Below are 26,700 nucleotides of genomic sequence, written 5' to 3' on the forward strand. Positions count from 1 at the left end.
AGGAAAACCACTCGCGGGAGTCCGGGCGTACCGGGCTGAGAGGGAGGCTGGGCGGCCTCCGACCGTACGAACCTGATCCGGGTCATGCCGGCGAAGGGAGGGGCTGGACGCCCATGTCGCGTACATCGGATACATCCGACACATCAGACGTCCTCGTCATCGGGGGCGGAATCATCGGCCTGGTGACGGCCTGGCGGGCCGCGCAACGGGGGCTGCGCGTCGCTGTGGCCGATCCGGAGCCGGGCGGCGGGGCCGCGCGGGTCGCAGCCGGAATGCTCGCCGCCGTCACCGAGCTGCACTATGGCGAGCAGACGCTGCTCGGGCTCAATCTCGCGTCCGCCGAGCGCTATCCGGCGTTCGTCGCCGAGCTGGAGGCAGCGAGCGGGCAGGACACCGGTTACCGCTCGTGCGGCACGCTCGCGGTCGCGCTCGACACGGACGACCGCGCCCATCTGCGCGAGCTCCATGAGCTGCAACGCCGCTCCGGCCTGGAGTCCGAGTGGCTCACGGGGCGCGAATGCCGCCGCCTGGAGCCGATGCTCGCGCCGGGCGTGCGCGGGGGCCTGCGGGTGGACGGCGACCATCAGGTCGACCCGAGGCGGCTCGCCGCTGCCCTTCTGACAGCCTGCGAGCGGGCCGGAGTGGCATTCCACCGCGGTTGGGTGGATCGGCTGTCTGTCGTACGGGAACGGGCCTCCGGGGCCGTACTGGCCGACGGGACGGAGCTCGCCGCCGGCCAGGTGGTACTGGCGGCCGGCAGCCTCAGCGGCAGGCTCGCGGGCGTACCGGAGGAGGTGCTGCCGCCGGTACGGCCGGTGAAGGGGCAGGTGGTGCGGCTGGCCGTGCCACCCGCGTACGCGCCCTTCCTGAGCCGGACCGTGCGTGCGGTAGTGCGGGGCAGTCACGTCTATCTCGTGCCGCGCGAGAACGGCGAGCTGGTCGTCGGCGCGACGAGCGAGGAGCTCGGCTGGGACACGACGGTCACGGCGGGCGGCGTGTACGAGCTGCTGCGCGACGCGCACGAGCTGGTGCCCGGGATCACCGAGCTGCCCCTTACGGAGACCCGCGCGGGGCTGCGGCCCGGCTCCCCGGACAACGCACCACTGCTGGGGCCGACCGCGCTGCCGGGGCTTCATCTGGCCACCGGGCACTACCGCAACGGGGTGCTCCTCACGCCGGTCACGGGCGATGCGATGGCCGCTGTGCTGACCGGCGGGGAGCTGCCGGAAGAGGCGCGTGCGTTCAGCCCGCTGCGCTTCGCGCCGACACCGCCCGCCTTGTCCTCCGCCTCCCCCGCCTCCGTACCGCAGGAGCAGCCCGCATGACCATTTCCGTGAACGGCGAGACCCGCGAGGTCGTCGCCGGTACGACGCTGGGCGCGCTCGTCGCGACCCTTACCAAGGCCCCTTCGGGGGTCGCCGCAGCCCTCAACGAAACCGTCGTACCGCGCGGGCAGTGGGATGCCACCACGCTCGGCGACGGTGACCGTATCGAAGTCCTCACCGCAGTCCAGGGAGGCTGAACCATGGCCGACGACCTTCTGACCATCGGCGACACGACGTTCTCCTCGCGTCTGATCATGGGAACGGGCGGGGCGCCGAGCCTCGACGTACTGGAACGTTCACTTGTCGCGTCGGGGACCGAGCTGACGACCGTCGCGATGCGGCGGCTCGATCCGACGGTCCAGGGATCGGTACTTTCCGTTCTGGAGAAGCTCGGAATACGTGTGCTGCCGAATACGGCGGGGTGCTTCACGGCGGGCGAGGCCGTGCTGACGGCCCGGCTGGCGCGGGAGGCGCTGGGGACGGACTGGGTGAAGCTGGAGGTCGTCGCCGACGAGCGGACGCTGCTGCCCGATCCGATCGAGCTGCTGGAGGCGGCGGAGACGCTGGTGGACGACGGCTTCACCGTGCTGCCGTACACGAACGACGATCCGGTGCTCGCGCGGAAGCTGGAGGACGTGGGGTGTGCGGCGATCATGCCGCTGGGGTCGCCGATCGGGTCGGGGCTGGGCATCCGTAACCCGCACAATTTCCAGCTGATCGTGGAGCACGCGCGCGTGCCGGTCGTTCTGGACGCGGGAGCGGGCACGGCGTCGGACGCGACGCTGGCGATGGAGCTGGGGTGCGCGGCGGTGATGCTGGCGTCGGCGGTCACGCGGGCGCAGGAGCCGGTGCTGATGGCTGAGGCGATGCGGCACGGGGTGCACGCGGGGCGGCTGGCGCACAGGGCGGGGCGGATTCCCCGGCGGCACTTCGCCGAGGCGTCTTCGCCGGCGGCCGGCATGGCGACCCTGGACCCGGAACGCCCGGCGTTCTGACCCCGGCCGCCGCTGCGCGGAGCTTGTTCCCCACCCCGCCCCTTCCCTAGACCGGGGCAAGCCCCGGACCCCGGACGCCCTGCGGGCGTGTCCTCAAACGCCGGACGGGCTGGATTGCCCGCTCAGCGGCACCGTCCAGCCCGTCCGGCGCTTGAGGACCGGGGTCTGGGGCGGAGCCACAGTTCGGGAAGGGGCGGGGTGGGGAACGGGCCCGCCGCAGGCGACCCGCCCGCGTCACAGATCCGCTGCAGTACGGTCCCCACCTCACCCAGCGCGCGAAGCGTGTCAGCGGCGGCTCGTAGACTCCACTCCGTGGATACGACCCTCCAGGACCCGCTCGTCGGGCACGTGCTCGACGGCCGCTACCGCATCGACGCGCGCATCGCCGTCGGCGGCATGGCCACGGTCTACCGGGCCGTCGACACCCGCCTCGACCGCGTGCTCGCCCTCAAGGTGATGCACCCCACCCTCGCCGCCGACGCCTCCTTCGTGGACCGGTTCATCCGGGAGGCGAAGTCGGTCGCCCGCCTCGCGCACCCGAATGTGGTCGGCGTCTTCGACCAGGGCACGGAAGGGCCGTACGTCTACCTCGCGATGGAGTACGTCGCCGGCTGCACCCTGCGCGACGTACTGCGCGAGCGCGGCGCCCTCCAGCCCCGCGCCGCCCTGGACATCCTGGAGCCCGTCCTGGCCGCGCTCGGCGCCGCGCACCGCGCCGGTTTCGTACACCGGGACATGAAGCCGGAGAACGTCCTGATCGGGGACGACGGGCGAGTCAAGGTCGCCGACTTCGGTCTCGTACGGGCCGTGGACACGGTCACCAGCACCACCGGGTCCATCCTCGGCACCGTCTCCTACCTCGCGCCCGAGCAGATAGAGCACGGCACCGCCGACACCCGCGCCGACGTCTACGCCTGCGGTGTCGTGCTGTACGAGATGCTGACCGGCGCCAAGCCGCACACCGGCGGCACCCCCGCACAGGTGCTCTACCAGCACCTCCACGAGGACGTCCCCGCCCCGTCCGCCGCCGTGCCCGGCCTCGCCGCCGCCTTGGACGACCTGGTCGCGGCCGCCACCGCACGCGCCCCCGAGATCCGTCCGTACGACGCCGTGGCGCTCCTCGCGCAGGCCAGGGAAGCGCGCGCCGCGCTCAGCGGCGAGCAGCTCGACGCCGTGCCGCCGCAGGCCCGCGCGCAGGTGACGCACAACGGAGCCGAGGACCGTACGAGCGTCATCCCCCGGGCCATCGGGCAGCGAACCGGCAGCAGCGGCGGCGACGAACCCCTCAACCGCACCAGCCGTCTCCAGATGCCCGCGCCGCAGCTCTCGCCCTCCAGGGGCGCCCTCGCGGCGCCCCGGCGCGGCGTCCTCGCGGCCGTCGTCGCCGTCCTGCTGCTCCTCGGGGGCGGCACCGGCGTCTGGTACATCAACTCGGGACAGTTCACCCGTGTCCCTTCGCTCCTCGGCCAGACCGAGAAGGAGGCCGCCAAGCGGCTCTCCGCCGCCGGTCTCGACGTGAAGAAGGTCGAGCGCGAGTACAGCGCGACGTACGAACGCGGCACCGTCATGAACAGCGACCCGGCGTCCCGCGCCCGTATCCGCGACAACAGCTCCGTCACGCTGGTCGTCTCGCGCGGCCCGCGGACCGTGAAGGTCCCCGACGTCGAGCGGCTGCCGCTGGCCAAGGCCAGGGGCGAACTCAAGGAGGCCGGTCTCGCCCCCGGCATCGTCACCAGGGCGTTCAGCGAGGACGTCCCGCAGGGCTCTGTCGTCAGTACGGACCCGGCCGCCGGCACCGAACGGCGCCCGGACTCCGCGATCGCCATCGTCGTCAGCAAGGGCTCCCCCGTGGAGGTGCCCGACGTGACCGGCGCGAGCGTGGAAGACGCCACCTCCGAACTGGAGGAGGCCGGATTCAAGGTGAAGGTCGCGCCCGGGCGGATCACCTCCCAGGAGGAGGCCGGAGCCGTCGCCAGGCAGTCTGCGGCCGAGGGAGCGCAGCTCGCCGAGGGCGACACCATCACGCTGACGGTCTCCAAGGGACCGCGCATGATTCCCGTGCCCGATGTGGTCGGTGACGACGTCGACGACGCCAGGAGCACGCTCGAAGAAGCAGGCTTCGAGGTCGAGGTCGACCGCCCCTTCCTCTCCTTCAGCGACAAGATCGCGAGCCAGTCGGTCGAGGAGGGCGACGAGGCTCCGGAGGGCAGCACGATCACCATCAGGACCAAGGGCCTGTAAGGGACAGGGCACGACAGGGGCCACGCACCGTCCTGGCATGCTTGACGGCGATGAGCAACGCACCTTTCCCCTCCCGAAACCCCGTCGGCGGCCATGTCCCGGTGGCCGGCGGCCTCGCCACCACCGGCCTCGCGTACGCCCGTGAAATGGGCGCCGAGGCCGTTCAGGTCTTCGTCGCCAACCCGCGCGGCTGGGCGACACCCACCGGAAACCCGGCCCAGGACGAGCTGTTCCGCGCGGCGTGCGCCGCCGAACGGATACCGGCGTACGTCCATGCCCCGTACCTGATCAACTTCGGCTCGCACACCGAGGCGACCGCCGAGAAGTCCGTGGAGTCGCTGCGGCACTCGCTGCGCCGCGGCCGCGAGATCGGCGCGCTGGGCGTGGTCGTGCACACCGGCTCGGCGACCGGCGGCCGGCCGCGCTCCGAGGCGCTCGCGCAGGTACGCACCCGCCTGCTGCCACTCCTGGACGAGCTGACGCACGACGACGACCCGTTCCTGCTGCTCGAATCGACGGCGGGGCAGGGCTCCTCGCTGTGCTCGCGCACCTGGGACTTCGGCCCGTACTTCGAGGCGCTCGACGCGCACCCCAAGCTCGGCGTCTGCCTGGACACGTGCCACATCTACGCGGCGGGGCACGATCTCGCGGGGCCCGGCGGGATGAAGCAGACGCTGGACCTGCTGGTGGACACGGTCGGCGAGGGCCGGCTCAAGCTGATCCACGCCAACGACTCCAAGGAAGGCGTCGGCGCCCACAAGGACCGCCACGAGAACATCGGCTCCGGACACATCGGCGAGGAGCCGTTCCGCGAGCTGTTCTCCCACCCGGCGACCGAGGGCGTACCGCTGACGATCGAGACGCCGGGCGGCAAGGAGGGCCACGCCGCGGATGTGGCGCGGCTGAAGGAGCTGCGTGATTTCTGAGGCTGCCGAAATCCCTTGAGGAATACCCCCTTCCGGGTCGCCCTCGCCGCCGACACCCTCTCCATCGCCGTGATGGAGCTGATAGACAACGGGGTGCTCGCGCTCTGGCCCGGCGCGATGGACGCCCACCTGACCGACGGCATGTTCTGGGGCGTACTCGCCTTCGCGCTCTTCGCGGCCTTCGTCATCACCACACCGGTCAACAAGTGGATGATCGGCCGCGGCAAGGGCCACGCGGTGGTCCACCAGTACCACCACTGACGACCTAGACCCGTACTTCGCAGGTCACCCGATCGTGAAGATCAACTGGTCACGACCGATCGCCGCTCAGTCCGGTCCGCAACGGCGATCGCAATGCCGGTCCGATCCGGTCGGGTTCGGACGCCGAAGAGCCGCTGCGGCGAACCTTTTCAGCGACCCGCGAAGTCCGGGCCTAGAGCTCCGGGCCGTCCCCCGGCTCTTCCTGGTACGAGTACCGCTGCTCACGCCAGGGGTCGCCGACGTTGTGATAGCCGCGCTCCTCCCAGAAGCCCCGGCGGTCCGCCGTCATGTACTCGACGCCCCGGACCCACTTGGGCCCCTTCCAGGCGTACAGATGCGGTACGACCAGGCGCAGCGGAAAGCCGTGCTCGGCGGTGAGCAGTTCACCGCCCTTGTGGGTGGCGAAAATGGTCCGCTCGGAAGTGAAGTCCGCGAGCCGCAGATTCGCGCTGAAGCCGTACTCGGCCCAGACCATGACGTGGGTGACGCTGGGGGCGGGGGGCGCGAGTTCGACGAGCGTACGAGCGAGTACGCCACCCCATTCGGCCCCAAGCATGCTGAATTTCGTCACGCAGTGCAGATCGGCCTCTACCGTGGCGAACGGGAGCGCCGAGAACTGCTCGTGATTCCAGCAGTGCTTGTCACCGTCGGCCGTCGCGCCAAATATCCGGAACTCCCAGCGATCCGGCTTGAATTTGGGTACAGGACCGTAGTGGGTGACGGGCCAGCCACGCTGCAGCCGCTGTCCGGGCGGAAGCTCGGGCTGCGCTGATTCGTGACGTTCCCGGCTTTCCGGCTGACCCATGACTCCATGGTGACAGACGGCGAGGGGTGGTCATGACCAGGTGTGACCCGATTCGGGGCAACTCCTAATAAGCCTGCACTTACTGGACGCCTCTCACCCACGGTGCAAGGATGCGCCAAACCTGCCCAGTACCACACCTGGAAGGAGCCTCTGCGATGCAGGGCGACCCCGAGGTCATCGAATTCCTCAACGAGCAGCTGACCGCCGAGCTGACCGCCATCAACCAGTACTTCCTGCACGCCAAGATGCAGGACAACTTCGGCTGGACGAAGCTCGCGAAATACACCCGGGCCGAGTCGTTCGACGAGATGAGGCACGCGGAGACACTGACCGACCGGATTCTCTTCCTGGACGGCCTGCCGAATTACCAGCGGCTCTTCCATGTGCGGGTCGGCCAGACGGTCACCGAGATGTTCCAGGCGGACCGGCAGATCGAGGTCGAGGCGATCGACCGCCTGAAGCGCGGCATCGAGGTCATGCGGGCGAAGGGGGACGTCACCTCGGCGAACATCTTCGAGGACATCCTCAAGGACGAAGAGCACCACATCGACTATCTCGACACCCAGCTGGAGCTCGTCGACAAGCTCGGTGAGGCGCTTTACATCGCCCAGCTGATCGAGCAGCCGGACAGCTGATCAATCCCTGATCAGGCGGCTTCCTGCAACGGCGCCTCGGCGAGTGCCGTCTCGCCCTGGTCGACCAGGGCCCGGCGCGGGCACGCGCCACGACCGAGAAGCCCCTGGATCGTGCGTACGCAGGAGCCGCAGTCCGTCCCCGCCTTGCTCACCGACGCTATCTGGCGCGGCGTGCAGGCACCGGCGGCCGCGTGCTCCTTGATCTGCCGGTCTGTTACGCCGAAGCAAGAGCAGACGAACACGCGGAACACCTCCTGACACGGGTCTAGGGGTCCAGGGGGGACGACTAATCGGTAAGGTCAACCTAACCTTACCCGCCGTCCCCCGCACGCAAAAGCCCCGTCCCGGATATGACTGTGGGGCGCGGATCACATTCGATCCGCGCCCCACAGGTGTTTCCTCTGCTGTCTACGGCCTACTGGTCGCGGTACATCTCGGCGACCAGGAACGCCAGGTCCAGCGACTGGCTGCGGTTGAGCCGCGGGTCGCAGGCCGTCTCGTAACGCTGGTGCAGGTCGTCGACGAAGATCTCGTCGCCGCCGCCCACGCATTCGGTGACGTCGTCGCCGGTCAGCTCGACGTGGATGCCGCCCGGGTGCGTACCGAGGCCCTTGTGCACCTCGAAGAAGCCCTTGACCTCATCAAGTACGTCGTCGAAGCGACGCGTCTTGTGGCCGGAGGCAGCCTCGTAGGTGTTGCCGTGCATCGGGTCGGTCACCCACGCCACAGCGGCGCCGGAGGCAGTGACCTTCTCGACCAGCTCGGGGAGCTTGTCGCGGACCTTGTCGGCGCCCATCCGGACGACGAAGGTCAGCCGGCCGGGCTCGCGGTCCGGGTCGAGCTTGTCGACGTAGCTCAGCGCCTCGTCGACCGTGGTCGTCGGGCCGAGCTTCACGCCGATCGGGTTGCGGATCTTCGAGGCGAACTCGATGTGCGCGCCGTCGAGCTGGCGGGTGCGCTCACCGATCCAGAGCATGTGGCCCGATACGTCGTACAGGTGGCCCGTACGCGAATCGACCCTGGTCAGGGCGGTCTCGTAGTCCATGAGCAGCGCTTCGTGAGAGGCGTAGAACTCGACCGTGCGGAACTCGGCGGGGTCGGTCCCCGCGGCCTTCATGAAGTTCAGCGCGTTGTCGATCTCGCGGGCCAGCTGCTCGTAACGCTGCCCGGAGGGCGACGACTTCACGAAGTCCTGGTTCCAGGCGTGCACCTGGCGCAGGTCCGCGTAACCGCCGGTGGTGAAGGCGCGTACGAGGTTCAGCGTCGAGGCGGACGCGTGGTACATCCGCTTCAGCCGCTCGGGGTCCGGAATCCGGGCCTTCTCGGTGAACTCGAAGCCGTTGACCGAGTCGCCGCGGTAGGTCGGCAGGGTGATGCCGTCGCGGGTCTCGGTGTTCTTGGAGCGCGGCTTGGAGTACTGGCCGGCGATCCGGCCCACCTTCACGACGGGCACGGAGGCGGCGTACGTCAGTACCGCGCCCATCTGGAGAAGGGTCTTGAGCTTGTTTCGGATGTGGTCGGCGGATACGGCGTCGAAGGCCTCTGCACAGTCGCCACCCTGCAACAGGAACGCCTCGCCCTTGGCGACGGCTCCCAGTCGGGCGCGCAGCTGATCGCACTCGCCCGCGAAGACGAGCGGCGGATACGACTCGAGGTCCGCGATCACATCGCGCAGAGCCTCGGCATCGGGGTACTCAGGCTGCTGCGCCGCGGGAAGGTCTCGCCAGGTGTTGCCACCGTTAGGGGTGGTCTTAGCGTTCACGGTCACCTCGCCAACATTACGTCCTCAGCCCCGCTGTCCACGCCGTGGCCCACCAGATGAGACAGACGTGACAGACGTTACAGACGCGACACTCCTGGCAGCCCCGGCGCGCTCCCCCGCGCTCGGCGCGGCCAGCGCCAGCCCGCGGTGGGTGCGGCGCAGCATGGCACGGGCCATGAAGGGGTGCACCCTGCGCACTACACCCCAGTAGAGCCGCCCGCGCACGGTGTCGGCCTTCGCCACCGTGCTGAGCGTCACGTGCCGGTCGTCGACCAGGATCGAGGCCCGCGCTTTCACGCCCGCCGTGTCGACATTCATCAGCAGCTCTCCGCCCTCGCGCGCCACGACGGGGAAGGCGTCCCGCAGGATTCCCGTCCAACTGTCCGGATCGCGCGGCATTCCGGGCAGCAGCTCCATCCGGTACGCGTCCCGGTAGCCGGGCAGGTCGATGGCCGTACGGATCAGCCGGGCGCTCTCCGGGATCTCGACCGCGACCGCCCTGCCCCACGCCAGCCGGTTGAGCAGCCGCACCCAGGGCGACCACCGCACGGGGCGCTCCACCCCGCCGGCGGCGACCCGCTCGATGTTGTCGAAGACCTCCTCGACCACCGTGCCGTGGACCGCCTTGACCACGGTCAGCCACAGCAGGAATTTGCCGCCGCGCAGGTCCTGCTCCAGCACGTGCCGTACGACGCAGCGCTCAGGCCCCAGCGGCTCCACCGTCATCTCGTGGAAGCCGTTGTCGGGCGGCGCGAAGGTGAAGCGGACATGGCGACCCGGTTCGTACGCCGAGACGCTGTAGCGGACGGGACCGTGGCCGCCGACGGCGCCCACCGCGAGCGGGCGGTCGAAGCACATCGGCTGCCAGGCCGGTGTGGGAAAGATCGGGTCGTCCTCGGCGGAGAGACGGTCGAGCAGGGCGCCGACCGCTTCCGCGGGGGCCTGGACGGTGCGCTCGTGGACATCGCGGATCGCACTCATGACGAACCTCCATACGCTGGCGTATGGTCAACCATACGGTACCGTACGGACATGGCACAACGGCAGCAGAAGAAGCCCCGGCTGAGCGCGCAGGACTGGGCGGACGCGGCGCTCACCGCGATCGGCGAGGGCGGCCTCGCGGCCGTCGCGGTGGAACCGCTCGCCGCCCGGCTCGGCACCACCAAGGGCAGCTTCTACTGGCACTTCACCAACCGGGAAGCGCTCATCGAGGCCGCGCTCGCCCGCTGGGCCGAGACCGAAACCGAGGCGGCCATCGCCGAGATCGACACCGAGCCCGACCCCGCCTCCCGCATCCGCCGGCTCTTCACCGAGGCCGTCACGTCGGCCATCGCCGACCCCCTGGAGGTCTCCCTGCTGGCCACCGCCTCACACCCGCAGGTCGCGGCGGCGCTGCGGCGTGTGACCAAGCGCCGGGTCGGCTACGTGGCCCGGCTCTTCGCCGATCTCGGCTTCCCGGAGCCGGAGGCACGCCGCCGCGGACTGCTCGCGTACAGCGTCTACCTCGGACACAGCCAGCTGGGACACGCCGCCCCTTCGGTGCTTCCCGAGGGGGACGATCTGGCTGCGTATCTCGACGCGGCGCTCGACGCGCTGATGAGGCGCTGACGCGTCGCTGAGACATGCGTGACGCGGCTGGTCGATTCCGCTAGGGTGCGGAGCATGTTCGCGCAGACGACTCAGACCTGGTGGTGGACCGCTCATCCGGCGGCCCACTGACAATCGCGCGCACACTGAATCGCGAAGGCCGCCCGAGGGGCGGCCTTTGGTGTTTCCAGGGGCTGTTCCTCTCCACCCGGACTCCACATCGGGCTCCACCCGGAAGGAACACCACCGATGCTCATCAGCACCCTCCTCGACGACACCCGCCCCTTCGCGCTCCTGCGAAGGCGGACACCCGGCCATGACCACGACACCGTCGAGCTGCTGATCGGCGACGTGCACGAGGCCGCGCGGCTCGCCGACATCCCGGCCGGCGCCGACGACATGCCCGTGCTCGCGCTGGTGCCGTTCCGGCAGATCAGGGAGCGCGGATTCGACGTACGTGACGACGGGACGCCACTGAGTGTGCTGGTCGCCGACGAGACGTACGCGCTGCCGCTCGACGACGTCCTCGCGCAGCTGCCCACCCACGACGTGCGGGTGCGGGGCGGGGCCTTCGACGTCGGCGACGAGGAGTACGCCGGGATCGTACGGCGCGTCATCGAGGACGAGATCGGGCGCGGCGAGGGGGCGAACTTCGTCATCCGTCGTACTTTCGAGGGCGAAATCCGGGGCTTCTCGCGAGCGGACGCACTGGCGCTCTTCCGCCGACTGCTCGCCGGTGAGCGAGGCGCGTACTGGACCTTCGTCGTGCACACCGGGGAACGCACGCTGGTCGGCGCGAGCCCCGAGGTGCACGTGCGGATGAGCGGCGGGACGGTCGTGATGAACCCGATCAGCGGTACGTACCGCTACCCGGCGGAGGGGCCGAGCACAGAGGGTCTGCTGGACTTCCTCGACGACGGCAAGGAGACCGCCGAGCTCTCGATGGTTGTCGACGAAGAGCTCAAGATGATGTGCACCGTCGGCGACCGGGGCGGGGTCGTGATCGGCCCCCGGCTCAAGGAAATGGCCCATCTGGCGCACACCGAGTACGAGTTGCGGGGCCGCTCTTCCCTCGATGTGCGCGAGGTACTGAAGGAAACGATGTTCGCGGCGACGGTCACCGGGTCGCCGGTGCAGAACGCCTGCCGGGTCATCGAGCGGTACGAGCCCGGGGGCCGCGGCTACTACGCGGGCGCACTGGCCCTCATCGGCCGTGACGCGGGCGGGGCCCAGACCCTGGACTCGCCGATCCTGATCCGTACCGCCGACATCGCGGCCGACGGCCGGCTGCGGGTGCCGGTCGGCGCGACGCTGGTGCGCGACTCGGACCCGCGCGGCGAGGTCGCCGAGACGCACGCGAAGGCGGCGGGGGTGCTGGCAGCGCTCGGGGTGCGTCCCGGCAGGCCCGAGCACGAGGGCGTACGGCCGAAGCTCGCCGACGATCCGCGCGTGCGGGAGGCGCTGGACTCGCGGCGGGCGTCGCTCGCGCCGTTCTGGCTGCGGATGCAGGAGCGCACGTCTGCTCTGAGCGGGCACGCGCTGGTGATCGACGCGGAGGACACCTTCACTGCGATGCTCGCGCATCTGCTGCGGTCGTCGGGGCTGGCGGTGAGCGTACGGCGGTACGACGAGCCCGGCCTGCGGGAGGCTGCGCTCACGCACGAGGGGCCTGTGGTGCTCGGCCCCGGTCCTGGTGACCCGTCCGACGCGAGCGATCCCAAGATGCGGTTCCTGCGGGTGCTCACGGCGGAGCTGGTGCGGGGGCACCGGCACGGGGTGCTCGGCGTGTGCCTGGGGCATGAGCTGCTGGCGGCGGAGCTGGGCCTGGAGATCGTGCGCAAGAGCGTGCCGTATCAGGGGGCCCAGACACGGATCGACCTCTTCGGGAGGCCCGAGACGGTCGGCTTCTACAACAGCTTTGTCGCTCGCTGCGACGAGGAGCAGGCGGTGGAGCTGGCGGCGCACGGGATCGAGGTCGCTCGCGACCTGGAGTCGGGGGAGGTGCATGCGCTGCGGGCGGCCCGCTTTGCGTCTGTGCAGTTCCACCCGGAGTCGGTGCTGACGCTGCGCGGCGCGACCCTGCTCACGGATCTGCTGACGCCGTCGCTGCTGGGCCAGCGGTAGGGGCGTGCCGTTGGGCCGCTGCGCGGGGCTTTCCCCGACCCGCCCCTTCCCGAACTGGGGCTCCGCCCCAGACCCCGCTTCTCAAACGCCGGAGGGGCTGGATTTTCCAGCCCGTCCGGCGTTTGAGGACACGCCCGGAGGGCGTCCCGGGCCCCGCGCGGCGGCCCGGGTCCCTTAGCCGCTCAGCCGAAGAAGACGCCGACCTCCGCGTAGAGCTCCGGATCCACCGTCTTCAGCCGCGCCGTCGCCTCCCCCATCGGCACCCGCACAATGTCCGTCCCCTGAAGCGCGACCATCTTCCCGAAGTCCCCGTCCCGCACAGCCTCGATCGCGTGCAGCCCGAACCGCGTCGCCAGCCACCGGTCGAAGGCACTCGGCGTACCGCCGCGCTGCACATGCCCCAGCACCGTCGTGCGCGCTTCCTTCCCCGTCCGCTTCTCGATCTCCTTGGCCAGCCACTCCCCCACGCCCGAGAGCCGCACATGCCCGAACGAGTCGAGCGTGCCGTCCTTGAGCACCATCTCGCCGTCCTGCGGCATCGCGCCCTCCGCGACCACCACAATCGGGGCGTACGACGCCTTGAAGCGCGACGTGATCCAGCCGCAGACCCGCTCGATGTCGAAGCGCTGCTCGGGGATGAGGATGACGTTCGCGCCGCCCGCCAGACCCGAGTGCAGCGCGATCCAGCCCGCGTGCCGGCCCATGACCTCGACGACCAGGACGCGCATGTGCGATTCGGCGGTCGTGTGGAGGCGGTCGATCGCCTCCGTCGCGATGCCGACGGCGGTGTTGAAGCCGAAGGTGTAGTCGGTGGCGGACAGGTCGTTGTCGATGGTCTTCGGTACGCCGACACACTTGACGCCGTACTCGTCGGACAGGCGGGTGGCCACGCCCAGCGTGTCCTCGCCGCCTATCACGATGAGCGCGTCGACCTCGCACTTGGCGAGGTTCTCCTTGACCCGGCGGATGCCGTCCTCCGCCTGAAGCGGGTTGGTGCGCGAGGAGCCGAGGATGGTGCCGCCGCGGGGCAGGATGCCGCGTACGGCCGGAATGTCGAGCCGTACGGTGTCGCCGTCGAGCGGTCCGCGCCACCCGTCCCGGAAGCCGGTGAAGTCATAGCCGTACTCCTGGACGCCCTTGCGGACGACGGCGCGGATGACCGCGTTGAGCCCGGGGCAGTCGCCACCCCCGGTCAGTACTCCGACCCGCATGAAATTGTCCCTTCGCCACATTCAGCGGAAGTGCCGTGTCGCGGCCACGCTAGTGGTGACTCAGGTCACAGCGACATGGGGCGTCGGGCGATTCAGGCCTCGTACTAAGCGTCGTCGAGGCCGCGTTCGATCGCGTAGCGGACGAGCTCCACGCGGTTGTGCAGCTGGAGCTTGCCGAGGGTGTTCTGCACGTGGTTCTGGACGGTGCGGTGGGAGATCACCAGGCGCTCGGCGATCTGCTTGTACGAGAGGCCCTTCGCGACCAGCCGCAGCACCTCGGTCTCGCGATCGGTGAGCTGCGGCGCCTTCGGTTCGTTCGAGGAGGAGGCGGGGAGGGGATCCGAGGCCAGCCGGCGGTACTCGCCGAGGACCAGGCCCGCCAGACCCGGAGTGAAGACCGGGTCGCCGGCGGCCGTGCGCCGTACCGCGTCGATGAGCTCGTCGGGCCCCGCCGACTTCAGCAGATAGCCCGTCGCCCCCGACTTCACCGCTTCCAGTACGTCGGCGTGCTCGCCACTCGCGGACAGCACCAGGACACGCAGCGCCGGGTCGGCACCGACGAGCTCCTTGCAGACCTGGACGCCGGGCATGCCGGGGAGGTTCAGATCGAGAACGAGGACCTGGGGTCCGACGGCCTGTGCGCGGCGCACCGCCTGCGGTCCGTCGCCCGCCGTGGCGACCACGTCGAAGCCCGCCGCGTCGAGGTCGCGCGCGACCGCGTCCCGCCACATCGGGTGATCGTCGACCACCATGACCCTGATCGTCTGCTGTTCGTCGCTCATCGCGGCTGTCCTGCCTTCCCCCGTGGAACCTTCAATTCAACTTCCGTGCCCTGCCCCGGTACCGAGATCAGCTCGGCGGTGCCGCCGATGTCCCGCAGCCGCCCGCGGATCGACAGGGCGACGCCCAGGCGCCCCTCCCCCTCGGCCTGCGCGAGCCGCCCTTCCGGAATCCCCGGACCGTCGTCCCGGACCGTAACGATCACTTCTTCCGGCCAGTCCTCGACCAGAATCCACGCCTGGGCGTCTTCCCCGGCGTGCCTGCGCACATTGTCCAGTGCGGCACTGACAGCCGCCGCCAGCTCCATGGCCGCCGCCGCTTCCAGCAGCACCGGGGCGCCGGGCTCGGCGAAGCTGACCTTGGATCCGGCGTGCGGAGCGAGCAGGGAGCGCAGGTCGCAGAGGCGGGCGCCGGGCCCGGTGCCCGCGTCATCGTCATCGCCCTCGTCGACCTCGACCGTACGGACCACCGCGCCCTGCGCCGCATCCTCCGAAGCGCGGGTCGCCGGTACGAGCCCGCTCGACACCAGGGTGCGCAGGGCGACTTCCTGCTCCCCGGCCATCCTGCCGAGTTCGGCCGCCTCGCCGCCGAGCGAGGTGCCGCGCCGCTGCACCATGGCGAGCACCTGGAGCACGCTGTCGTGGATGTCGCGGGCGAGGCGCTCGCGCTCGCGGGTCGCGGCCTCGATCTCCAGGGCGCGGGCGAGGGTGCGCTCGGAGGCGCGGGCCACCTCGACGACGTAACCGATCGCGATGGAGGCGACCCACACCAGCAGGACGTTGTGGAGGGTGTCCTGGCTGGGGTGGCCGCGTTCGACGATGTTGGCGGCGGCGACGAAGGAGGAGGCGAAGGCCGCCCAGCGCCAGCCGCCCTTGATGGCGAACGCGAGGACGGAACCCGCGGTCCATATCGACGGCAGGGTGGGACCGTCGATCTGCTGCGCGTGGAAGTCGGCGACCGGGGTGAGCATGACGCCGGTGAGGGCGATGGCGAGGTCGGCGACGAGGAAGGGCTTGGTGCAGCTCGCCGCGTTCGCCACCTTGGGGAGCGTGACGAGGGTCCAGACGAACATCACCGCGAGGAACGCGACGGCCACCCACGGGCGCTCGAAGTTCTCCCGGGTAAAGACAAACAGGAGCACCGCGTAGAGCATCGTCAGGACGCGGTAGGCGGTGAGCGCACGCCACAGCGGCTGCTCGACCGACATGCGCACGACACGCTCGCGCTGAGCCTTGGCCATCATTCCCCCCACCCCGGACGGACGCGGCTAAGCGCCGGCCCGTTCCGCCTTCTCGGCCTCGGCCTTCTCGGCCTTGGCGGCCTTCTCCGCGTCGGCGATCTGGCGCTTCGCCGCCGTCGCGTAGATGTCGACGTACTCCTGGCCGGAGAGCTTCATGATCTCGTACATGACCTCGTCGGTCACCGACCGCAGGATGAACCGGTCGCTGTCCATGCCGTGATAGCGGCTGAAGTCGAGCGGCTTGCCGATCTTGATCCCCGGGCGCATCAGCTTGGGTACGACCTTGCCGGGCGGCTGGATCTTCTCGGTGTCGATCATCGCGACCGGGATCACCGGCGCGCCGGTGGCGAGCGCCACGCGGGCGAGGCCGCCGGGCTTGCCGCGGTAGAGGCGCCCGTCGGGCGAGCGCGTCCCCTCGGGGTAGATGCCGAAGAGGCCGCCGCCCTTGATGACCTCTATGCCGGCCTTGATCGCCGCCTCACCCGCGCCGCGCGCACCCGAACGGTCCACGGGGAGCTGGCCGACGCCCTTGAAGAAGGCGGCGGTGAGCTTGCCCTTCACGCCGGGCGAGGTGAAGTACTCGGCCTTGGCGATGAAGGTGACCTTGCGGTCGAGGACCGCGGGCAGGAAGAAGGAGTCCGAGAAGGAGAGGTGGTTGCTCGCGAGGATGGCGGGGCCCTCGGCGGGAATGTTCTCGAGGCCCTCCACCCAGGGCCTAAAGGCAACCTTCAGTGACCCTCCGATGGAGAACTTCATTGCGCCGTAGATCAACCCAGTGCCTTCCTTTGTCTGTCGACATGACCATAACCCGTGTCGGGCCTGCCCTCTCTACCGACAAGACGGCACGACGGACCTGGTCGGTGTCGGTCCGGTCGCGTACGGTGAAGTACATCTTCGCGCCCCCCTTCGCAGTCCAAGACTCAGACTCAGACTCGGAGTCGGAGTCGGAGTCGGACTCACACTCATGAACAGGAGACCCCGGTGCCGGTCCTTCCTGGAGCCGAGCCGTTCCGCCACGAGGGCGGAGAGGTCGGCGTCCTTCTCTGTCACGGCTTCACCGGTTCCCCGCAGTCGCTGCGCCCCTGGGCAGACCATCTGGCCGAGCGCGGACTGACCGTCTCCCTTCCGCTGCTGCCCGGCCACGGCACCCGCTGGGAGGACATGCAGCTCACGGGCTGGCAGGACTGGTACGCGGAGGTCGACCGCGAGCTGCGCGCACTGCGCGAGCAGTGCGCGCAGGTCTTCGTGTTCGGGCTCTCGATGGGCGGGGCGCTGACGCTGCGGCTGGCCGCGAAGCACGGGGACGCGATCTCCGGGATCGCCGTGGTCAACCCGGCGAACAAGGTGCACGGCCTGTCGGCGTACGCGCTGCCGGTCGCCCGCCATCTCGTACGTACGACAAAGGGGCTGCGGAGCGACATCGCGAAGGCGGGGGCGGAGGAGGTCGGTTACGACCGCGTCCCGCTGCACGCGGCGCACTCCGTGCGGAACTTCTTCCGGCTCGTCGACGCGGAGCTGCCCCAGGTGACGCAGCCGATGCTGCTGCTGCACAGCCCGCAGGACCATGTGGTGCCGGCGGCGGACTCGGCCCGGATCCTCAGCCGGGTCTCGTCGACCGACGTCACCGAGGTTCTGCTGGAACAGAGCTACCACGTCGCGACGTTGGACCATGACGCGGAGTGGATCTTCGACGAGAGTTATGCGTTCATCGGCCGCCTCGCTCCGAGTGTCGGGAAGAAGGGGAGCACGACCGGTGGCTGAGCACGACGCGGAGCCTGCGGGCCGCGAGGAAGAGCGCGAGCCGGACGAGACGGCGGGGGCGCCCGGAGCTGCCGCCTCCGGGGAGTCCGCCGGGGAGTCCGTCGACGAGGACGCGGCGTGGGCCGCGATCGTCGCCGGGTACGGCGAGGAGCCGCCGGACCCACCGGGTGCGAAGCCGTTCAAGTCGATCGAGGACCTCTACCTGCCGGAGGGCGACATCAACAGCACGGGCGGCGACAGCCCGAAGAAGTCGCTCGGGAAGGACGCCGAGGCCGCCGAGGCCGCCGGAGCGGCGGCCGACCGGGACGAGACTGCCGCCGCCCCGGACCCGGACGGGGACGCGGACCCTGACCCGGACCGGGACAGACCGCTGGGCAGCTCCGTCGTCTTCGCGCCCGGCGTCGGCGGCAGCGGCAGCGGCCCGCGGAACTACTCCCTGGCGGAGCCGGGCGAGGACGACCTCGACGAGAGCGACGAGGGCCACTTCGTCCCGCCGGAGCCGCCGCCGCTGCCGCCGGCCGACACCACGGCGCGGTTCGCCTGGCTCGCGGTCATCGGCGGTCCGGTGCTGCTGCTCACGGCGGTCCTGCTCCAGTGGGACATGACGTGGTGGATGACGACGCTGGGCGTCGGCGGCTTCCTCGGAGGATTCGGCACGCTGGTGGCGCGGATGGCCCACGGCGACGACGAGGACGACGATCCGGGGCGCGGCGCGGTCGTCTAGGCGTTACTTTCCCCTGCCCGCCCCTTCCCGGAACTGGGGCTCGCAGGGGCGTCGCGCCTACGACGCCGGGACGCGCAACGCCGCCAGTACCGGCAGGTGGTCCGTGGCCGCGCGTACGTCCGCCTCCGGGAGGCCCAACGGGACTCCGCAGCCCAGGACTTCGATCCCCGGCGTCGCGAAGACCGCGTCGATACGCTGGTGCGGGTCCTCCGGGGTCGACGTGTACTCGCCGCCCCACGGCTTCACCGCCCAGCAGTCCTGCAGCTCCCCCGCCAGCCGGCGGAAAGTCCGGCCGTCCGGCCGTTCGTTGAGGTCGCCGCCCACCACCGCGTGCGGTACGTCCATCGCCTTCAGCCGGTCGAGCAGCATCCCGCCCTGCGCGTACCGCTCCTCCCGCTGGAGGCTGAGGTGGCAGCTCAGTACGCCGAGCCTCGCGCCCCCGATCCGTACCACCGCCGTCGCGAACCCCCGCCGGTGCAGCCCCGGCGTACGCGGCAGCAGCACATCCTCCGTACGCTCCACCGTCACCCGCAGCGAACACAGCAGCAGCGGGCCCGCGGCGGTCGCTCCGCCGCCGAGCGTCATCAGGTCGCTGTGGGCGGCCAGCCACGCCGCGTGCTTTCGCCAGCGGAAGAACCGCGGCGCCTCCTGCACCAGCACAAGGTCGGGCTCGCAGGCACTGATCACCCGGGCCAGCGCCTCGCGGTCGTCGCGCATCGAGCGGATGTTGTAGCTGAGAACACGGATCACGGCCGAACCGTCAGGCTCGGTACGGGACTCGGGCAGCGTACTGATCGGGCTCGTCGCCATGTGGATCACGATACGGAAATGCCCGCCGCACCCCAAGAGGGCACGGCGGGCACACAGCCGACGGCGTCAGCCCTGGCGCGCCAGGTCCGCCGCGCCGACCAGCCCGGCCTTGCCGCCCAGCTGAGCGGCGAGCACCTGCGCGTGCGGCCGCCACTGGCCGCCGATCAGCCAGCGCCGGAAGGACTTGCGGATCGGGTCGAGGACGAGTTCGCCCTCGTCCGAGACACCGCCGCCGACGATGAACGCCGACGGGTCGAAGAGCGACGCCAGGTCGGCCAGACCCGCGCCCGCCCAGCGGGCCAGCTCGCGGAACGAGTCGACGGCCACCGGGCAGCCCTGGCGGGCGGCGGCGCTGATGTGCTTGCCCTCGATGCCCGCGACCGTACCGTCGCCGAGGGCGAGGAGGATCTGGGCGTTCTCGGGGGTGGCGTTGGCGCGCTGCTTGGCGTACCGGACGAGGGCCCGCCCGGACGCGTACTGCTCCCAGCAGCCCTGGCTTCCGCAGCCGCACAGCAGGCCGTCGGGGACGACCCGGATGTGGCCGAACTCCGCGGCCACGCCGAAGCGTCCGCGCCGCAGCTTGTTGCCGATGATGATGCCGCCGCCGAGGCCGGTGCCGAGGGTGATGCAGATGACGTCTTCGTGGCCCTGGCCGGCGCCGAACTTGTACTCGCCCCAGGCCGCCGCGTTCGCGTCGTTCTCGACGACGACCGGCAGCCCGACGCGCTGCTCGACCTTGTCCTTCAGCGGCTCGTGCCGCCAGTTGATGTTCGGCGCGAAGAGGACGGTGGCGCGCTTGTCGTCGACGTACCCGGCGGCGCCGATGCCGACCGCCTCGATCTGGTGGCCCTTGCCGGCCTCGGAGACGGCCGCGCAGATCGCGTCGACGATGCCTTCGGCGGTCGGCGGCGTGGGCACCTTGTGGGTGTCGAGAATGGTGCCCTCTTCGTCGACCACGCCTGCCGCGATCTTCGTGCCGCCGATGTCGACGCCGATGGTGAGTCCCATGTGTCCCTCAGTTTTCGGTCGAGCCCCGCTAGGGCCAACCGTACCCGAGGCACAGCTCAGTCCAGGTCGATCTGCGTGCTGGACGAAGGGCCTTCGGGGCCGTCGTCACCGTCGTTCTTACGGTCCGTCGGCCGGGCGGGGCCGCGGGTCCAGCGGCCCTCCTGGCCCTGTACGGCCGAGCGGTAGGCGGCGAGCAGTTCGTTGCCGGCGGCGGCCAGGTGGTCGAAGACCTCCGGGTTGCGCTCTATGACCGGCTCGACGGCGGACTTCGCCTGGTTGATCAGCTGGCTGACCGTGCCCTGCGCGGCCATGCCGGGCAGGGCCGACTGGAGCGAGGTGACCTTGTCGGCGACGGCGTCGAGAAGCTTGCGCAGCTCCTCGGCCGCGGAACCGGGCTGCGCCCCGCCGCTGCCGCTCTCGGCGCGACGGCGTGCCTTCTCGGCGGCGAGGTCCTCGGCGCATGCCTTCGCCCACGCGTCGGCGTCGGGGGCCTCGGCGGGCTCGGGCGAGGGGCCCTCGGTGACATCGCTCATGGCGGACTCCTGCGGCAGGACGGCGGTTCGTACGGCACGTACGCCTCGTACCACCGACGTTACCCGAACGGCGGCACGCGGTTCACTTGCTCTGCGGCCACAGCTGCGGGTCCGGCGTGAACCGCACCTTCAGTACGCCGCCCGTCAGGCCCGCGCCCGAGACGTCGCAGCGGCGCAGGGCGGACGGCAGGGTCAGGATGCGGCGGAACCCACCCGCGTCGAGTACGAGTTCGTCGCCGCGGCGGACCAGGCCGAGCTCCTCCTTCACGGCGCCGGGAAGCGGCAGGTGCCACACGAGTACGCCGTCCTCCGCGAGCCGGTCCTCCACGGGCCAGGGGTCCGCCGCGTCCTCGCTCACCGGCTCCACCGCCAGGGCCCCGTCGGCGGCCAGCGTGTCGAGGTCGTCGAGGCCGCGCGGATCGCCGCCGAGGTGGCGCACCTCGCGGACCGGCGCCACGGGCGGCCACTCGCCGTGCCACTCGGCCAGGCACTTGTGCTGCTGGGCGGCGAGCGTCGCGAGCCAGGTGTCCGGGGAGTCCTGCGGCAGGGTCCGGTTCGCGGTGACCGTATCGACGCGCAGGCCGAAGAGGGCCAGTCCGGTGCGGGCGGTGCGCAGCGCGTCGGCTCCGGCGGGTCCGGGCTCGGCGACCAGCCGTACGGTCGTGCCGGGGCCCGCGAGCAGAGCCTCGACGGCGGCCAGCTCCCCGTCCCAGCGGGCGGCCGTCTCGTACAGCCACTGTGCGGGCATCGGGACGCCCGCGAGCTGGGCGAGCATGGGCCGCAGCGCACGGGCCGCCTGGCGCTCGGGCGGCAGCAGCCGGCGCAGGTAGCGGCGCAGCTGCTCGGGGAGCGCGAGGGCGGCAAGGGCGGCGTGCAGCGGCGGAAGATCGACGACCACGAGGTCGTACGCCCCGGAACCACCATCAGCGCCCTCGCCGCACGCGCGCAGTGCGCGGAGCAGTGCGAATTGTTCGCTGCCCGGGAGTTCGGTCAGTTCCTCGACGGCCAGGCGGTTGGCGCCGAGCAGGTCGAGTACGGAGCCGGCCCGCTCCTGGAGGGCGAGGAGTTCGGCGCGGAAGTGGACGCCGGAGTCGACCCGCGCGGCCCACAGGCCCGGCGCGGCCTCGGCCGGTGCGGAGCCGGTGGTTATACCCAGGGCCGCGCCCAGGGTGTCGACCGGATCGGTGGACAGGACCAGAACGCGATGCCCGCCCCGCGCGGCCGCCAGGGCGGTCGCAGCGGCGACGGTGGTGCGGCCCGCGCCGCCGGGGCCGGTGACGAGGACCGTACGCATCAGGACATCAGGCCTTCGGCCGGCTCGGGTTGCTCGGGTTGCTCTCTACGCGCTTCTTCAGGCCGGCCAGAGCGCGGTCGATGATGACCTTCTCGGCCTTGCGCTTGATCATGCCGAGCATCGGGATCTTGACGTCGACGGTCAGCTGGTAGGTGACCTCGGTACGGTCGCCGCCGCCCACCGCCGCGAGGCTGTACGAGCCGTCGAGGGCCCGCAGCATCTGCGACTTGACCAGCGTCCAGCTGACCTTGTCGTCGCCGGTCCAGGTGTACGCGAGGGTGTGGTCGTCCTTGATCGCGCCGGCGTCCAGCAGCAGGCGTACCTGCTCGGCGCGGCCCTTGGCGTCGGTGGCCAGGACCTCGGCCTCCTTCACCTCGCCGGTCCACTCCGGGTAGCGAGCGAAGTCGGCGATCACGCCCATCACGTCGGCCGGTGCCGCCTCGATCGTGATGCTCGAGCTGGTGTGTTCCGCCATCGCTGTGGCTCCTCCAGTGCGGTTCCGGTCAGGGGGCCCGTATCTCGGGGGACACGTCCGCGTGAAGGCTACCGCGACCGTCCGGGCCGCCCGTCACCACTCCAGCACCCACGGGCGGCCGGACGAGGCGAAGTGACCGACGTTCACGCATTCCGTGGCGCCGACGCGCATCCGCCGGGCCTGCGGCTGGTGGACGTGCCCGAAGAGCGCGTACTTGGGGCGGGTACGCCGGATCGCCTCCAGCAGCGCCCGGCTGCCGCGCTCGAACCGGCGGGCGACGGTGTCGTACACGAGCTCGGGGACCTCGGGCGGGATGTGCGAGCAGAGCACGTCGACCTCGCCCAGCGCCTCGACCTTGGCGGCGTACTCCTCGTCGTCGATCTCGTAGGGCGTACGCATCGCGGTCCTGAGCCCGCCGCCGACGAAGCCGAAGACGCGGCCGCCGATCTCGACGCGCTCGCCGTCGAGGACGGTGGTGCCCGGCCGGGCGTACTCGGGCCACAGCGGCGGCATGTCGACGTTGCCGTACGTCGCGTACGTCGGCGTCGGGAACGCCGCGAAGAGTTCGGCGTACTGCTTGCGCACCGCCGCCTCGGTGGCGGCCGCCCGGTCGACGCCCGCCCACAGCCTGCGGCCGAGCTCCCTGGCCTCCTCGAAGCGGCGGGCGGTGCGCAGTTCGACGATCAGGTCGGCGTTCTCGGTGCCGAAGAGTTCGGGGAAGATGCCGCGCGAGTGATCCGCGTAGTCGAGGAAGAGCACCAGGTCACCGAGGCAGACGAGCGCGTCCGCGCCGTCCCCCGCCCTGGCCAGATCCTTGGCGTTCCCGTGTACGTCGCTGACCACATGCACTCGCATGACGATCACCCTAGGACGCCCGGGTCCCGCCTGGGTAGAGGGGGCCGGACCTGCGGTTACTTCCGGGTCCCGGCATGGTTGGACTAGTCTGCCGGGAGCATCGCCACGGCGTGTGACGCAGCGAACATCTGGCCGGAACCCCCTATCGGGAACCGAGTACTGGTGGGTAACGTCCGGGCAGTCCAGCAGTTCAACGTGCTCACCCCACATGAGCACCTGCCCGGTCTTGGACCGCAGCCGACGCGCACACTGACGTGGCGCCGGCGCCCGATGAGGAGCAGCAGTCTTGCGCGAGTTCAGCCTTCCGGCCCTGTACGAGGTCCCCTCGGACGGCAACCTGACAGATCTCATCCGCCGCAACGCCACTCAGCATCCCGATGTGGCGGTCATGAGCCGCAAGGTCGCGGGCGCCTGGACGGATGTCACCGCCACCGAGTTCCTCGCCGAGGTCCGCGCCGCCGCCAAAGGCCTGATCGCAGCCGGCGTCCAGCCGGGCGACCGGGTCGCCCTGATGTCCCGTACCCGCTACGAGTGGGTGCAGATGGACTTCGCGATCTGGAGCGCAGGCGCGGTCACCGTGCCGGTGTACGAGACCAGCTCCGCCGAGCAGGTGCAGTGGATCCTGGGTGATTCCGGCGCGGTCGCCGTGATCGTCGAGAGTGAGGCACACGCCTTGGCCGTCGAGTCCGTACGCGACCGGCTGCCCGATCTGAAGCACGTCTGGCAGTTCGACCAGGGAGCGGTGGAGCAACTGCGCACCTCGGGCGCCGAGGTCACGGACGAGACGGTCGACGAGCGCAGCACGAGCGCCAAGGCCGACGACCCGGCGACGATCGTCTACACCTCCGGCACGACCGGCCGTCCCAAGGGCTGCATGCTGACGCACCGCAGCTTCTTCGCGGAGTGCGGCAATGTCGTCGAGCGCCTGAAGCCGCTGTTCCGTACGGGCGAGTGCTCGGTGCTGCTCTTCCTGCCGGCCGCGCATGTCTTCGGCCGGCTGGTCGAGGTGGCGTCGGTCATGGCGCCGATCAAGCTCGGCTGCGTACCGGACATCAAGAACCTCACCGACGAGCTCGCCGCCTTCCGGCCGACGCTCATCCTGGGTGTGCCGCGCGTCTTCGAGAAGGTCTACAACTCGGCGCGCGCCAAGGCGCAGGCGGACGGCAAGGGCAAGATCTTCGACAAGGCCGCGGACACCGCGATCGCCTACAGCCGCGCGATCGGCACCCCGCAGGGCGCGTCCCTCGGCCTGAAGCTCAAGCACAAGGTCTTCGACAAGCTGGTCTACAGCAAGCTGCGCGCGGTGCTCGGCGGCCGCGGCGAGTACGCGATCTCCGGCGGCGCCCCGCTGGGCGAGCGCCTGGGCCACTTCTTCCGGGGCATCGGCTTCACGGTGCTTGAGGGTTACGGCCTGACCGAGTCGTGCGCCGCGACCGCGTTCAACCCGTGGGACCGGCAGAAGATCGGTACGGTCGGCCAGCCGCTGCCCGGGTCGGTCGTACGGATCGCGGACGACGGTGAGGTGCTGCTGCACGGCGAGCACCTCTTCTCGGGGTACTGGAACAACGAGGAGGCCACCGCCGACGCCCTGACCGACGGCTGGTTCCACACCGGTGACATCGGCACGCTCGACGAGGACGGCTACCTCGCCATCACCGGCCGCAAGAAGGAGATCATCGTCACGGCGGGCGGCAAGAACGTCGCTCCCGCTGTGATCGAGGACCGTATCCGGGCGAACGCGCTGGTCGCGGAGTGCATGGTGGTCGGCGACGGGCGGCCGTTCGTCGGCGCGCTGGTCACCCTCGACGAGGAATTCCTGGGCCGCTGGGCCGCCGAGAACGGCAAGCCGGCCGGCTCGACGGCGGCGTCGCTGCGCGACGACGCGGAGTTGCTGGCGGTCGTCCAGCAGGCGGTGAACGACGGCAACTCGGCGGTGTCGAAGGCCGAGTCGGTGCGGAAGTTCCGGGTGCTGCCGGCCCAGTTCACCGAAGAGGCCGGTCACATCACGCCCTCGCTGAAGCTGAAGCGCAATGTGGTGGCGAAGGACTTCGCCGACGAGATCGAGGCGATCTACCAGGGCTGACCGGCCCGGCATGTACGCGGCGCGGCCCCCCGGACGGATCCGGGGGGCCGCGCCGCTTTTACTACGGCTGCTACGGGACCGGCCCTGGCCTCAGAGCAGCGTCTTGAGCTTCTCCGCGAGCAGATCCCAGCGCCACTTCTCCTCGACCCACTCCCGGCCCCGCTCACCCATCCGGCGCCGCAGCTCCGGATCCTGGAGCAGTGCGACGATCCGGTCGGCGGACTCGTCGGCCGCGACGGCCGCGGGGCCGCCGCGCACCACCCACCCGGTCTCCCCGTCGAGTACGGCGTCGGGCGCCCCGCCCGAGTCGCCCGCCACCACTGGCAGCCCGGTCGCGGACGCCTCCAGGTAGACGATGCCGAGCCCTTCGACGTCGAGCCCGCCCCGGCGCGTACGGCACGGCATGGCGAAGACGTCGCCCGCGCCGAAGTGCGCCGGCAGGTGGTCCCAGGGCACGGGCCCGGTGAAGCGCACCGAGTCCGTGACGCCGGTCTCGGCGGCCAGCTTCTTCAGCTCCTTGGCGTACGGTCCGCCGCCCACGACGAGCAGCACCGCGTCCGGCACCTCGCGCAGGATGCGGGGCATCGCCAGGATCAGCGTGTCCTGCCCCTTGCGGGGCACCAGGCGGGACACACAGACCACCACGGGCCGGCCGGCGAGCCCGAGCCGCTCGCGGACCTCGTCGCCGCCGGAGCCGGGGTGGAACGTCTTCTCGTTGACGCCGGGCGGCAGCTGCACCATGCGCGCGGCGGCCTCCGGCGTGAGCGCGGCGGCGATCCGCGAGCGCGTGTACTCACCGAGATAGGTGATCGTGTCCGTACCCTCGCCGATCCTGCGCAGCAGCTGCCGGGCGGCGGGCAGCTGGGCCCAGCCCGCCTCGTGGCCGTGCGTGGTGGCGACGATCCGCCGCGCGCCCGCCTTGCGCAGGGCGGGCGCCATCAGGGCGAGCGGGGCGGCCGCCCCGAACCACACCGACGTACAGCCGTGCTCACGCAGCAGCCCGGCGGCCTGGCGGGTGACGCGCGGCGTCGGCAGCAGCATCGTCGTCCGGTCGCGTACGACGGTGAACGGCTGCTCGGCGTCGAAGGCGGCGGTGGCCTTCGCGCTCTCGGCGCCGCGCTTCCAGGTGGAGGCGTAGACGACGAGCTGCTCGGGGTCCAGGCGCAGCGCCATATTGTACAGAAACGCCTGGATGCCGCCGGGACGGGGCGGAAAGTCATTGGTCACGATCAGGGTCTTGTGCATCGCCGCAGACAGTACCGAAC

27 protein-coding genes, 1 pseudogene and 1 riboswitch are annotated in these 26,700 nt (G+C 70.8%); of the genes and pseudogenes, 13 read left to right on the forward strand and 15 right to left on the reverse strand.

All coding sequences use genetic code 11. From position 1 onward, the window contains the following. The first annotated feature begins 3 nt into the window (after positions 1–3). A riboswitch (TPP riboswitch) is annotated at positions 4–116 on the forward strand. From thiO to J7E96_RS00750, 6 genes and pseudogenes are all read left to right on the forward strand, one after another. Further along, complete coding sequence (gene thiO / locus J7E96_RS00725) at positions 114–1,325, forward strand: glycine oxidase ThiO (protein ID WP_215126297.1); 1,212 nt, start codon at positions 114–116, stop codon at positions 1,323–1,325. (Overlaps the previous riboswitch by 3 nt.) Beyond that, positions 1,322–1,522 (forward strand): sulfur carrier protein ThiS, encoded by a 201-nt coding sequence (gene thiS, locus J7E96_RS00730; RefSeq protein WP_215126299.1) that lies wholly within the window; start codon positions 1,322–1,324, stop codon positions 1,520–1,522. Before thiO ends, thiS begins: the two co-directional genes overlap by 4 nt. Before the next feature lie 3 nt (positions 1,523–1,525). Beyond that, positions 1,526–2,320, forward strand: coding sequence for a thiazole synthase (locus tag J7E96_RS00735; protein WP_215126301.1), 795 nt, complete (start codon positions 1,526–1,528; stop codon positions 2,318–2,320). Between the two features lie 312 nt (positions 2,321–2,632). Next, complete coding sequence (pknB, locus tag J7E96_RS00740; protein WP_215126303.1) at positions 2,633–4,561, forward strand: Stk1 family PASTA domain-containing Ser/Thr kinase; 1,929 nt, start codon at positions 2,633–2,635, stop codon at positions 4,559–4,561. A gap of 50 nt (positions 4,562–4,611) precedes the next feature. Continuing rightward, positions 4,612–5,487: a deoxyribonuclease IV gene (locus tag J7E96_RS00745; RefSeq protein WP_215126305.1), complete on the forward strand. Its 876-nt coding sequence runs from the start codon at positions 4,612–4,614 to the stop codon at positions 5,485–5,487. 24 nt (positions 5,488–5,511) lie between these two features. After that, positions 5,512–5,748: pseudogene (locus J7E96_RS00750) on the forward strand (DUF4396 domain-containing protein); the annotation flags it as partial. Positions 5,749–5,920: 172 nt separating this feature from the next. Here J7E96_RS00750 and J7E96_RS00755 read toward each other — a convergent pair. Continuing rightward, positions 5,921–6,553, reverse strand: a complete 633-nt coding sequence (locus tag J7E96_RS00755; RefSeq protein WP_215126307.1) for a sulfite oxidase-like oxidoreductase — start codon at positions 6,551–6,553, stop codon at positions 5,921–5,923. 155 nt (positions 6,554–6,708) lie between these two features. On the opposite strand from J7E96_RS00755, the gene bfr reads away from it, so the two are divergent. Next, positions 6,709–7,188, forward strand: a complete 480-nt coding sequence (gene bfr, locus J7E96_RS00760) for a bacterioferritin (RefSeq protein WP_215126309.1) — start codon at positions 6,709–6,711, stop codon at positions 7,186–7,188. Between the two features lie 11 nt (positions 7,189–7,199). Here bfr and J7E96_RS00765 read toward each other — a convergent pair whose 3' ends face one another. From J7E96_RS00765 to J7E96_RS00775, 3 genes are all read right to left on the reverse strand, one after another. Further along, the gene (locus J7E96_RS00765; RefSeq protein WP_355266032.1) at positions 7,200–7,430 is read right to left on the reverse strand and encodes a (2Fe-2S)-binding protein; all 231 of its coding nucleotides are present in this window, start codon (positions 7,428–7,430) and stop codon (positions 7,200–7,202) included. 173 nt (positions 7,431–7,603) lie between these two features. Next, entirely contained in the window at positions 7,604–8,956 is a 1,353-nt protein-coding gene (locus J7E96_RS00770; RefSeq protein ID WP_215126313.1) for a class II 3-deoxy-7-phosphoheptulonate synthase, read from the reverse strand. An 18-nt stretch (positions 8,957–8,974) separates the two neighbouring features. Continuing rightward, on the reverse strand, positions 8,975–9,931 hold the full coding sequence (locus J7E96_RS00775; RefSeq protein ID WP_215126315.1) for a DUF2867 domain-containing protein: 957 nt from the start codon (positions 9,929–9,931) through the stop codon (positions 8,975–8,977). 51 nt (positions 9,932–9,982) lie between these two features. Between J7E96_RS00775 and J7E96_RS00780 the strand changes: the two genes are divergently transcribed. From J7E96_RS00780 to J7E96_RS00790, 3 genes are all read left to right on the forward strand, one after another. Then, positions 9,983–10,558 carry a TetR/AcrR family transcriptional regulator gene (locus tag J7E96_RS00780; RefSeq protein WP_215126317.1) on the forward strand — a complete coding sequence of 192 codons (576 nt, stop codon included), beginning with the start codon at positions 9,983–9,985 and terminating at the stop codon, positions 10,556–10,558. Positions 10,559–10,612: 54 nt separating this feature from the next. Then, a complete protein-coding gene (locus J7E96_RS38655) occupies positions 10,613–10,669 on the forward strand; it encodes a trp operon leader peptide (protein WP_355716996.1) in 57 nt (18 codons plus the stop codon). 117 nt (positions 10,670–10,786) lie between these two features. Further along, positions 10,787–12,661 (forward strand): anthranilate synthase family protein, encoded by a 1,875-nt coding sequence (locus J7E96_RS00790; protein WP_215126319.1) that lies wholly within the window; start codon positions 10,787–10,789, stop codon positions 12,659–12,661. Between the two features lie 182 nt (positions 12,662–12,843). On the opposite strand, the gene J7E96_RS00795 is transcribed toward J7E96_RS00790, so the two are convergent. The 4 genes from J7E96_RS00795 to J7E96_RS00810 all read right to left on the reverse strand — a co-directional run bounded on the left by J7E96_RS00795 (position 12,844) and on the right by J7E96_RS00810 (position 16,648). Then, entirely contained in the window at positions 12,844–13,872 is a 1,029-nt protein-coding gene (locus J7E96_RS00795; RefSeq protein ID WP_215126321.1) for a 6-phosphofructokinase, read from the reverse strand. Between the two features lie 104 nt (positions 13,873–13,976). Further along, complete coding sequence (locus tag J7E96_RS00800; protein WP_215126323.1) at positions 13,977–14,654, reverse strand: response regulator transcription factor; 678 nt, start codon at positions 14,652–14,654, stop codon at positions 13,977–13,979. Continuing rightward, complete coding sequence (macS, locus tag J7E96_RS00805) at positions 14,651–15,895, reverse strand: MacS family sensor histidine kinase (RefSeq protein ID WP_215126325.1); 1,245 nt, start codon at positions 15,893–15,895, stop codon at positions 14,651–14,653. Before macS ends, J7E96_RS00800 begins: the two co-directional genes overlap by 4 nt. Positions 15,896–15,919: 24 nt before the next feature. Next, a complete protein-coding gene (locus tag J7E96_RS00810; RefSeq protein ID WP_215126489.1) occupies positions 15,920–16,648 on the reverse strand; it encodes a 1-acyl-sn-glycerol-3-phosphate acyltransferase in 729 nt (242 codons plus the stop codon). 225 nt (positions 16,649–16,873) lie between these two features. On the opposite strand from J7E96_RS00810, the gene J7E96_RS00815 reads away from it, so the two are divergent. Continuing rightward, a complete protein-coding gene (locus J7E96_RS00815; protein ID WP_215126327.1) occupies positions 16,874–17,653 on the forward strand; it encodes a carboxylesterase in 780 nt (259 codons plus the stop codon). Next, complete coding sequence (locus tag J7E96_RS00820; protein WP_215126328.1) at positions 17,646–18,377, forward strand: hypothetical protein; 732 nt, start codon at positions 17,646–17,648, stop codon at positions 18,375–18,377. The genes J7E96_RS00815 and J7E96_RS00820 overlap by 8 nt, the downstream gene beginning before the upstream one ends. A 57-nt stretch (positions 18,378–18,434) precedes the next feature. On the opposite strand, the gene J7E96_RS00825 is transcribed toward J7E96_RS00820, so the two are convergent. From J7E96_RS00825 to J7E96_RS00850, 6 genes are all read right to left on the reverse strand, one after another. Continuing rightward, the gene (locus J7E96_RS00825; protein ID WP_215126330.1) at positions 18,435–19,187 is read right to left on the reverse strand and encodes an endonuclease/exonuclease/phosphatase family protein; all 753 of its coding nucleotides are present in this window, start codon (positions 19,185–19,187) and stop codon (positions 18,435–18,437) included. A gap of 66 nt (positions 19,188–19,253) precedes the next feature. Next, positions 19,254–20,195: an ROK family glucokinase gene (locus tag J7E96_RS00830; protein ID WP_215126332.1), complete on the reverse strand. Its 942-nt coding sequence runs from the start codon at positions 20,193–20,195 to the stop codon at positions 19,254–19,256. A 56-nt stretch (positions 20,196–20,251) separates the two neighbouring features. Continuing rightward, a complete protein-coding gene (locus J7E96_RS00835; protein ID WP_215126334.1) occupies positions 20,252–20,728 on the reverse strand; it encodes a DUF5304 domain-containing protein in 477 nt (158 codons plus the stop codon). A gap of 82 nt (positions 20,729–20,810) precedes the next feature. Next, entirely contained in the window at positions 20,811–22,022 is a 1,212-nt protein-coding gene (locus J7E96_RS00840; RefSeq protein WP_215126335.1) for an ArsA family ATPase, read from the reverse strand. 7 nt (positions 22,023–22,029) lie between these two features. Beyond that, complete coding sequence (locus J7E96_RS00845; RefSeq protein ID WP_215126337.1) at positions 22,030–22,497, reverse strand: SRPBCC family protein; 468 nt, start codon at positions 22,495–22,497, stop codon at positions 22,030–22,032. A 93-nt stretch (positions 22,498–22,590) separates the two neighbouring features. Next, the gene (locus J7E96_RS00850; protein ID WP_215126339.1) at positions 22,591–23,352 is read right to left on the reverse strand and encodes a metallophosphoesterase; all 762 of its coding nucleotides are present in this window, start codon (positions 23,350–23,352) and stop codon (positions 22,591–22,593) included. A gap of 286 nt (positions 23,353–23,638) precedes the next feature. Here J7E96_RS00850 and J7E96_RS00855 point away from each other — a divergent pair, with 286 nt between their 5' ends. After that, the gene (locus J7E96_RS00855; RefSeq protein WP_215126341.1) at positions 23,639–25,435 is read left to right on the forward strand and encodes a long-chain fatty acid--CoA ligase; all 1,797 of its coding nucleotides are present in this window, start codon (positions 23,639–23,641) and stop codon (positions 25,433–25,435) included. Between the two features lie 90 nt (positions 25,436–25,525). On the opposite strand, the gene J7E96_RS00860 is transcribed toward J7E96_RS00855, so the two are convergent. Then, positions 25,526–26,680 carry a glycosyltransferase family 4 protein gene (locus J7E96_RS00860; protein WP_215126343.1) on the reverse strand — a complete coding sequence of 385 codons (1,155 nt, stop codon included), beginning with the start codon at positions 26,678–26,680 and terminating at the stop codon, positions 25,526–25,528. Between the last annotated feature and the right edge of the window lie 20 nt (positions 26,681–26,700).

This window comes from Streptomyces sp. ISL-96 (assembly GCF_018614035.1).
Classification (GTDB): domain Bacteria; phylum Actinomycetota; class Actinomycetes; order Streptomycetales; family Streptomycetaceae; genus Streptomyces.